At 73.2% G+C, this 5,117-nt stretch carries 6 protein-coding genes and 1 pseudogene; 3 read left to right on the top strand and 4 right to left on the bottom strand.

The genetic code is table 11. The features are described 5' to 3' along the window. Both ACOJTC_RS29845 and ACOJTC_RS29840 read right to left on the bottom strand, forming a co-directional pair. Window positions 1–235: pseudogene (locus tag ACOJTC_RS29845) on the bottom strand (hypothetical protein); the annotation flags it as partial. Window positions 236–287: 52 nt separating this feature from the next. After that, window positions 288–1,184, bottom strand: coding sequence for an NAD(P)H-binding protein (locus tag ACOJTC_RS29840; RefSeq protein ID WP_420119375.1), 897 nt, complete (start codon window positions 1,182–1,184; stop codon window positions 288–290). Between the two features lie 86 nt (window positions 1,185–1,270). Here ACOJTC_RS29840 and ACOJTC_RS29835 point away from each other — a divergent pair, with 86 nt between their 5' ends. Next, the gene (locus tag ACOJTC_RS29835; RefSeq protein ID WP_420119374.1) at window positions 1,271–1,999 is read left to right on the top strand and encodes a TetR/AcrR family transcriptional regulator; all 729 of its coding nucleotides are present in this window, start codon (window positions 1,271–1,273) and stop codon (window positions 1,997–1,999) included. Window positions 2,000–2,121: 122 nt separating this feature from the next. On the opposite strand, the gene ACOJTC_RS29830 is transcribed toward ACOJTC_RS29835, so the two are convergent. Beyond that, window positions 2,122–2,823, bottom strand: coding sequence for a hypothetical protein (locus ACOJTC_RS29830; RefSeq protein ID WP_420119373.1), 702 nt, complete (start codon window positions 2,821–2,823; stop codon window positions 2,122–2,124). Window positions 2,824–2,967: 144 nt separating this feature from the next. Here ACOJTC_RS29830 and ACOJTC_RS29825 point away from each other — a divergent pair, with 144 nt between their 5' ends. Next, window positions 2,968–3,876, top strand: a complete 909-nt coding sequence (locus tag ACOJTC_RS29825; RefSeq protein WP_420119372.1) for an alpha/beta fold hydrolase — start codon at window positions 2,968–2,970, stop codon at window positions 3,874–3,876. A gap of 18 nt (window positions 3,877–3,894) precedes the next feature. On the opposite strand, the gene ACOJTC_RS29820 is transcribed toward ACOJTC_RS29825, so the two are convergent. After that, window positions 3,895–4,482 carry a helix-turn-helix domain-containing protein gene (locus ACOJTC_RS29820; RefSeq protein WP_204924209.1) on the bottom strand — a complete coding sequence of 196 codons (588 nt, stop codon included), beginning with the start codon at window positions 4,480–4,482 and terminating at the stop codon, window positions 3,895–3,897. A gap of 80 nt (window positions 4,483–4,562) precedes the next feature. Between ACOJTC_RS29820 and ACOJTC_RS29815 the strand changes: the two genes are divergently transcribed. Then, the coding region (locus ACOJTC_RS29815) for an alpha/beta fold hydrolase (RefSeq protein ID WP_420119371.1) at window positions 4,563–5,117 on the top strand (555 nt) is incomplete at its 3' end.

Here is a 5,117-nt window from a genome sequence, read left to right as displayed (position 1 = left end):
CGTCGGGGCGTACCCGCAGGTCGAGCGGGAGGTATCCGGTGTCGGGCCGGCCGGTGAGCTGGGTGGCGTAGCCGAGCAGGTCGTGGGCGATGTGCGCGGCGGTCGTCCAGCACGACCAGTCCAGGTCCCCGGCGGGGCCGGTCCAGTCCCGGTCGGTGTGCGGGCCGAGCGTGCGGGTCAGTTCGTCGACGGCGTCCCGGACCCCGCGTCCGGTCACCCGGTTCTCGGTGGGCATGCGACCGATCCTCGCACCACCGTGTCCCGCGCGCCGGGTCGTGTGGCGCGACTCAGGCCCGACGTGCCGGCTGCGGGCCGGTGGGGGACGCGGCGGCGACGAGGGTTTCGAGCACCGACCGGGCGGGTGCCGGACGCCGGCCGAGGAGTGCCTCCAGGGTCGGGTCGGTGACGGCGAACTCGCCCCGCCGGGCGGCCCGGTACATGCCGAGGGTGAAGTCGGCGGCGGCCCCGGGCATACCCCGGGCGACGGCGGCGGCCCGCCACTCGTCGTCGTCGAGGACGAGCCGGGTGACGGTGCGTCCGGTGAGGTCGGTGAGGATGCCGGCGACGTCCGTCAGGTCGAGGGCCTCGCCGGCGGTCAACGCCGGGGTGACGCCGTCGAGCACGCCCTGACCGGTCAGCGCGATGGCGGCGGCCTCGGCCAGGTCGTCGTGCGTGGTCCAGGACACCGGCCCGTCGGCCGGCGCGACCAGGCGGCCGGTGGTCAGGGCGTCGCCGATGGCGAACCCGAGGGCGCCGGCGTAGAAGCCGTTGCGCAGGGCGGTGAACGGTACCCCGGTCGCGGCCAGGTGCTCCTCGGTGGCGGCGTGGGTGACCTGGGCGGGGAAGAGCGAGTCGCGGGAGGCGGCCTGGTGGCTGGTGTACAGGATGCGGGCGGCTCCCGCGGCGCGGGCGGCGTCGACGGCGGCCCGGTTCGCGGTGGCCGCGTCGCCGCCCCGGATGGCGGCGGACACGATCAGCACCCGGTCGGCCCCGGCGAAGGCGTGCTCCAGCGTGGCGGGGTCGGTGAAGTCCCCCCGGCGGACCCGCACGCCGCGTTCGGCCAGGTGGGTGGCCTTGTCGACGTCGCGCACGCTCACCCCGACGGCGGTGGCGGGCACCCGGGCCAGCAGTTGGTCGACGATCCGGGAGCCGAGCTGCCCGGTGGCACCGGTGATGACGAACACGAGGGATCCCTTCGACGAATCAACGTTACGGCGCAGACGTTAACACCGCTAATTCGTCGCTAACAAGGTGCTGTTATCGTTGATCCGTGACCGTGACGCCCGACACCCCGCCCCGCGACGACGCGCGAGCCGACATCGTCACGGCAGCCGCCCGACTGCTGCGCGAGCACGGGGCGCACGCGGTGACCACCCGCGCCGTCGCCCAGGCCGCAGGCGTGCAGGCACCCACCATCTACCGGCTGTTCGGCGACAAGAACGGCCTCGTCGACGCCGTCGCCGAACACGTGCTGGCCAGCTACGTCGCCACCAAGGCGGTGGCCACGGACGCCGCGCCGCAGGACCCGGTGGCCGACCTGCGTGCCGGCTGGCGCACGCACCTGGAGTTCGGCCTGGCCAACCCCGAGTTGTTCCGGCTGCTCGGCACGCGCGGGCCCGGCGACCCGTCCCCGGCGTCGGTGGCGGGTCTGGCGGTGCTGCGTTCGCGGGTGCGCCGGCTCGCCGCCGCCGGCCTGCTGCGGGTCGACGAGCAGCGGGCCACCATGATGATCCACTCCGCCGGCACCGGCGTCATCCTCACCCTGCTGGGGATCCCCGCGTCGCAACGCGACCCCGGACTCGGCGACGCCGTGTTCGACGCCGTCCTCACCGGCATCCTCACCGCCGCCCCGGTGACCCCCGACCCGACCCTGCGCACGGTCGCGGTGACCCTCGCGGCGGTGACGCCGGACCTGCCCGGCCTCACCGACGCCGAACGCACGCTGCTGACCGAGTGGCTCGACCGGTCGCTGTCCCTGCTACGCGATCCGCCGCGGTAGCCCGACGTCGTCGTGTCCCGACCAGGTGGGCCGTCCGCGACGGCGCGATCCACGTCCGGCCCCGAGAGCGCCGGGCAGCCCACCGCCGTGCGCCGGCAGTCGCGAAGCCGTAGCCGTGACGCTCAGCGGAACCGGTCGATGGTGACGGGGACCAGCCCCTGGAGCCGCACCTGCGCCGTCAGTGCGTGCAGGAGCACGCCGACCGCGTCGTCGCGGTCGCCCGTCAGGTCGCACGTCACGTCGAGTCCCCAGGCGGCGCCCGCGGCGACCCGGCGCAGTTCCCAGCGGAATGCGTCGCGGCCGACCTGACGGCACACCGTGCCCAGGACGCGCACCCCGGGCTCCGCGAGGTCGCCGGTGACCGGCATCCGCCACGCCTCGCCGAGCGCCGTGAGACCGCCCGGGGTCAGCGCGCCGGCGAACAGGATCCGGTAGGTGCGCGTCTCGCGGAACCCCGGTGTGGCCTCGGACCGGTGCAGCAGCAGGGGCGACGGCGGCGTGGGAGGCGCACCGAAGCACGTCCGCAACGCGGCCTCGTCCGGCAGGGCAGCACCGCAGAACTCCCGGTACAGCGTCGCCGCCCGGTCCCGGCTGACGGGCGTCACCCGGGCCCGCAGCGTGGGATCGACGCGCAGGCGTCGGCTGGTGGCCGACGCGTCGCGCCACCGGCCCTCCGAGCGGCTCCAGCCGCCACCCACCAGCCCGACGCAGGAGTGGTCCGCCGCGAGGAGGAACTCCTCGGCCAGCAACCCCTCCGGCTCGCCCGCACCGTCGTGGACCACGTAGTAGTGCAGAGCCGCGTGGTAGCGCAGAGCCGTCGCCATCCGTCGATTCTCGGGCCGGCGGGTCGACGACCGCAGCCGGCTCGCCGCAGGCCCCGTCTTGCCCCTCTATTATCTCACGGGCACGATTTTCCACTACAACGGGTAGTTGCCTACCGGTGAACCGGTGACCGCTACCGTGCCGCCATGCTTACTGGCGAGGAGAACTTCGTTCGTCGCGGGCACCTCCGGTTGTGGACCGAGCGTTTCGGGCAGCCGGACGACCCCACCGTCCTGTTGGTCATGGGCACGTCCACCCAGGGCATCGGCTGGCCCGACGAGCTGGTCGAAGCCCTGATGGACAGCGGCCGGCAGGTGATCCGGTTCGATCACCGCGACACCGGCCGTTCCGACTCCGTCGACTTCACGACGCACCCCTACGCACTCGCCGACCTGGCCACCGACGCGGTCGCCGTCCTGGACGCGTACGGTGTCGCCACCGCGCACGTCGTGGGGACGTCGCTGGGTGCGGCGATCGGGCAGTGGCTCGCCGTGCACCGGGCGGCCCGGGTCCGCACGCTGACGGCCATGGCCTCCTCCCCGATGGGGAACAACCCCGGCCCGGCGTGGGCGCGGGCGCTGGCGGGTCAACCGGCTGCGCAGGGCGAACTCCCGCCTCCGACGGCGCGGTTCCTCGACCACCTGATGGACGCGGCGAGGGCACCCCGCGCGACGGCCCGGCACCGGGTGGACGCCGACGTGCGGACCTGGCGGGTGCTCAACGGTGACGTGCTGCCCTTCGACGAGCCGGCCGCGCGGCGGTTCGTCGAACACTGTCACGACCGGGCCGGTAACCTCGCCGCCGCGGCGAACCACGATCTGGCCGGTCGGCGCTGGGACGACGACCGGCGGGCGTCGCTGTCCGGCATCACGGCCGCGACGTTGGTCCTGCACGGCAGCGACGACCCGCTGTTCCCGCCGGCCCACGGTGAGGCGCTCGCGGCGCAGATCCCCACGGCGCGGCTGGAGATCGTGCCCGGGATGGGCCACCACCCGTTCTTCGCACCCGGGCTCACCGAGCGGATCGCCGGCTCGATCATCCGCCACACGACCTGATCCTGCGGGTGGGTGCGTTCAGGTGGGCGAGGTCGGGGAGGGGGACAGGTGGGCGCGTTCGCCCTGGGCGCTGAACAGCGTGAGCAGTTCCGCGGCCTGCGGGCCGGCGCTGCCGATCTGGTGCGGGACGCGGGTGTCGAACTCTGCGGCTTCGCCGGGGCCCAGCTGGTATTCCTGGTCACCGAGGATGAGCCTGACCTGTCCGTTGAGTACGTAGAACCACTCGTACCCCTCGTGGGTCTGCAGGCTCGTCGTGGCCGACTTCCCGGCCGGCGGGTAGATCACCTTGTAGGCCTGGATGCCTCCGGGACGTCTGGTCAGCGGCACGACGGTGAAGCCGGAGCGCCGTACCGGCCGCAGGTGGATGCGGGGATCGCCGGTGGGTGGAGCCGCGACCAGTTCGTCGAGCGGGACGCCGTGCGCCCGTGCCAGCGGCAGCAGCTGCTCCAGTGTCGGGCGCAGTTTCCCGTTCTCGAGACGCGACAGCGTGCTTGCGGTCAGGCCGGTCTCTGCCGCCAGGGCGGCCAGCGAGATGTTCCGGGCCTGGCGTAGTGCGCGCAGCCGCGGGCCGACGCCCGCAAGGACGTCGCCTGACGTGACGTTCATGGGCCCATGATGCGGATCCGCAACATTTCTCGCAAGTGGGCAACGCTGCTGGTCATGCTGGCGGCGGAGGTAGACAACCGATGCCCACATCAGCAGTAGCTTCGAGACCGGCGGCCCGCTGGTCGCGCACCGTCGCAGCCGTCACGGCGGGGCTCGTCCTGACGACAGCCTGCGCGACCAAGAAACACGCCGTGTATGCGCTTGACCTGCCGGGACTCGGCGACAGCGAGGGCGCGCCGACCAGTTACGACAAGGCCACCCTGGCCCGCTACGTCCACCGGCTGCTCGCCGGCAAGCTGGGGCTGAACAGGATCAATCTGGTCGGGCATGATCTCGGCGCCGGGGTGGCGTTCCAGTACGCCGCCCAGTTCCCGGACGAGGTCGTCAGGTACGCCCACCTCGACTACCCCATGCCCGGCCCCGCCCTCAGTTCGAACGCCTACCGGCAGGCGAGCTGGCACATGTCGTTCCACCACCAGGACGGGTTCCCCGAGCTGCTGGTCGACGACGACGTCCGTGACTACCTGTCCCTCTTCTACGGGTACGTCGCCCATGGTGGGACCAGCTTCGGCGGGCCGGGCGCGAAGGCTCCCTTCACCGCGCAGCAGATCGACGAGTACGCCCGCACCTACCAG

The sequence above is a fragment of the Micromonospora sp. genome (assembly GCF_048594385.1).
GTDB classification, from domain to species: Bacteria; Actinomycetota; Actinomycetes; order Mycobacteriales; family Micromonosporaceae; genus Micromonospora; species Micromonospora wenchangensis.
This window is presented reverse-complemented; position numbering and strand designations above follow the sequence as displayed.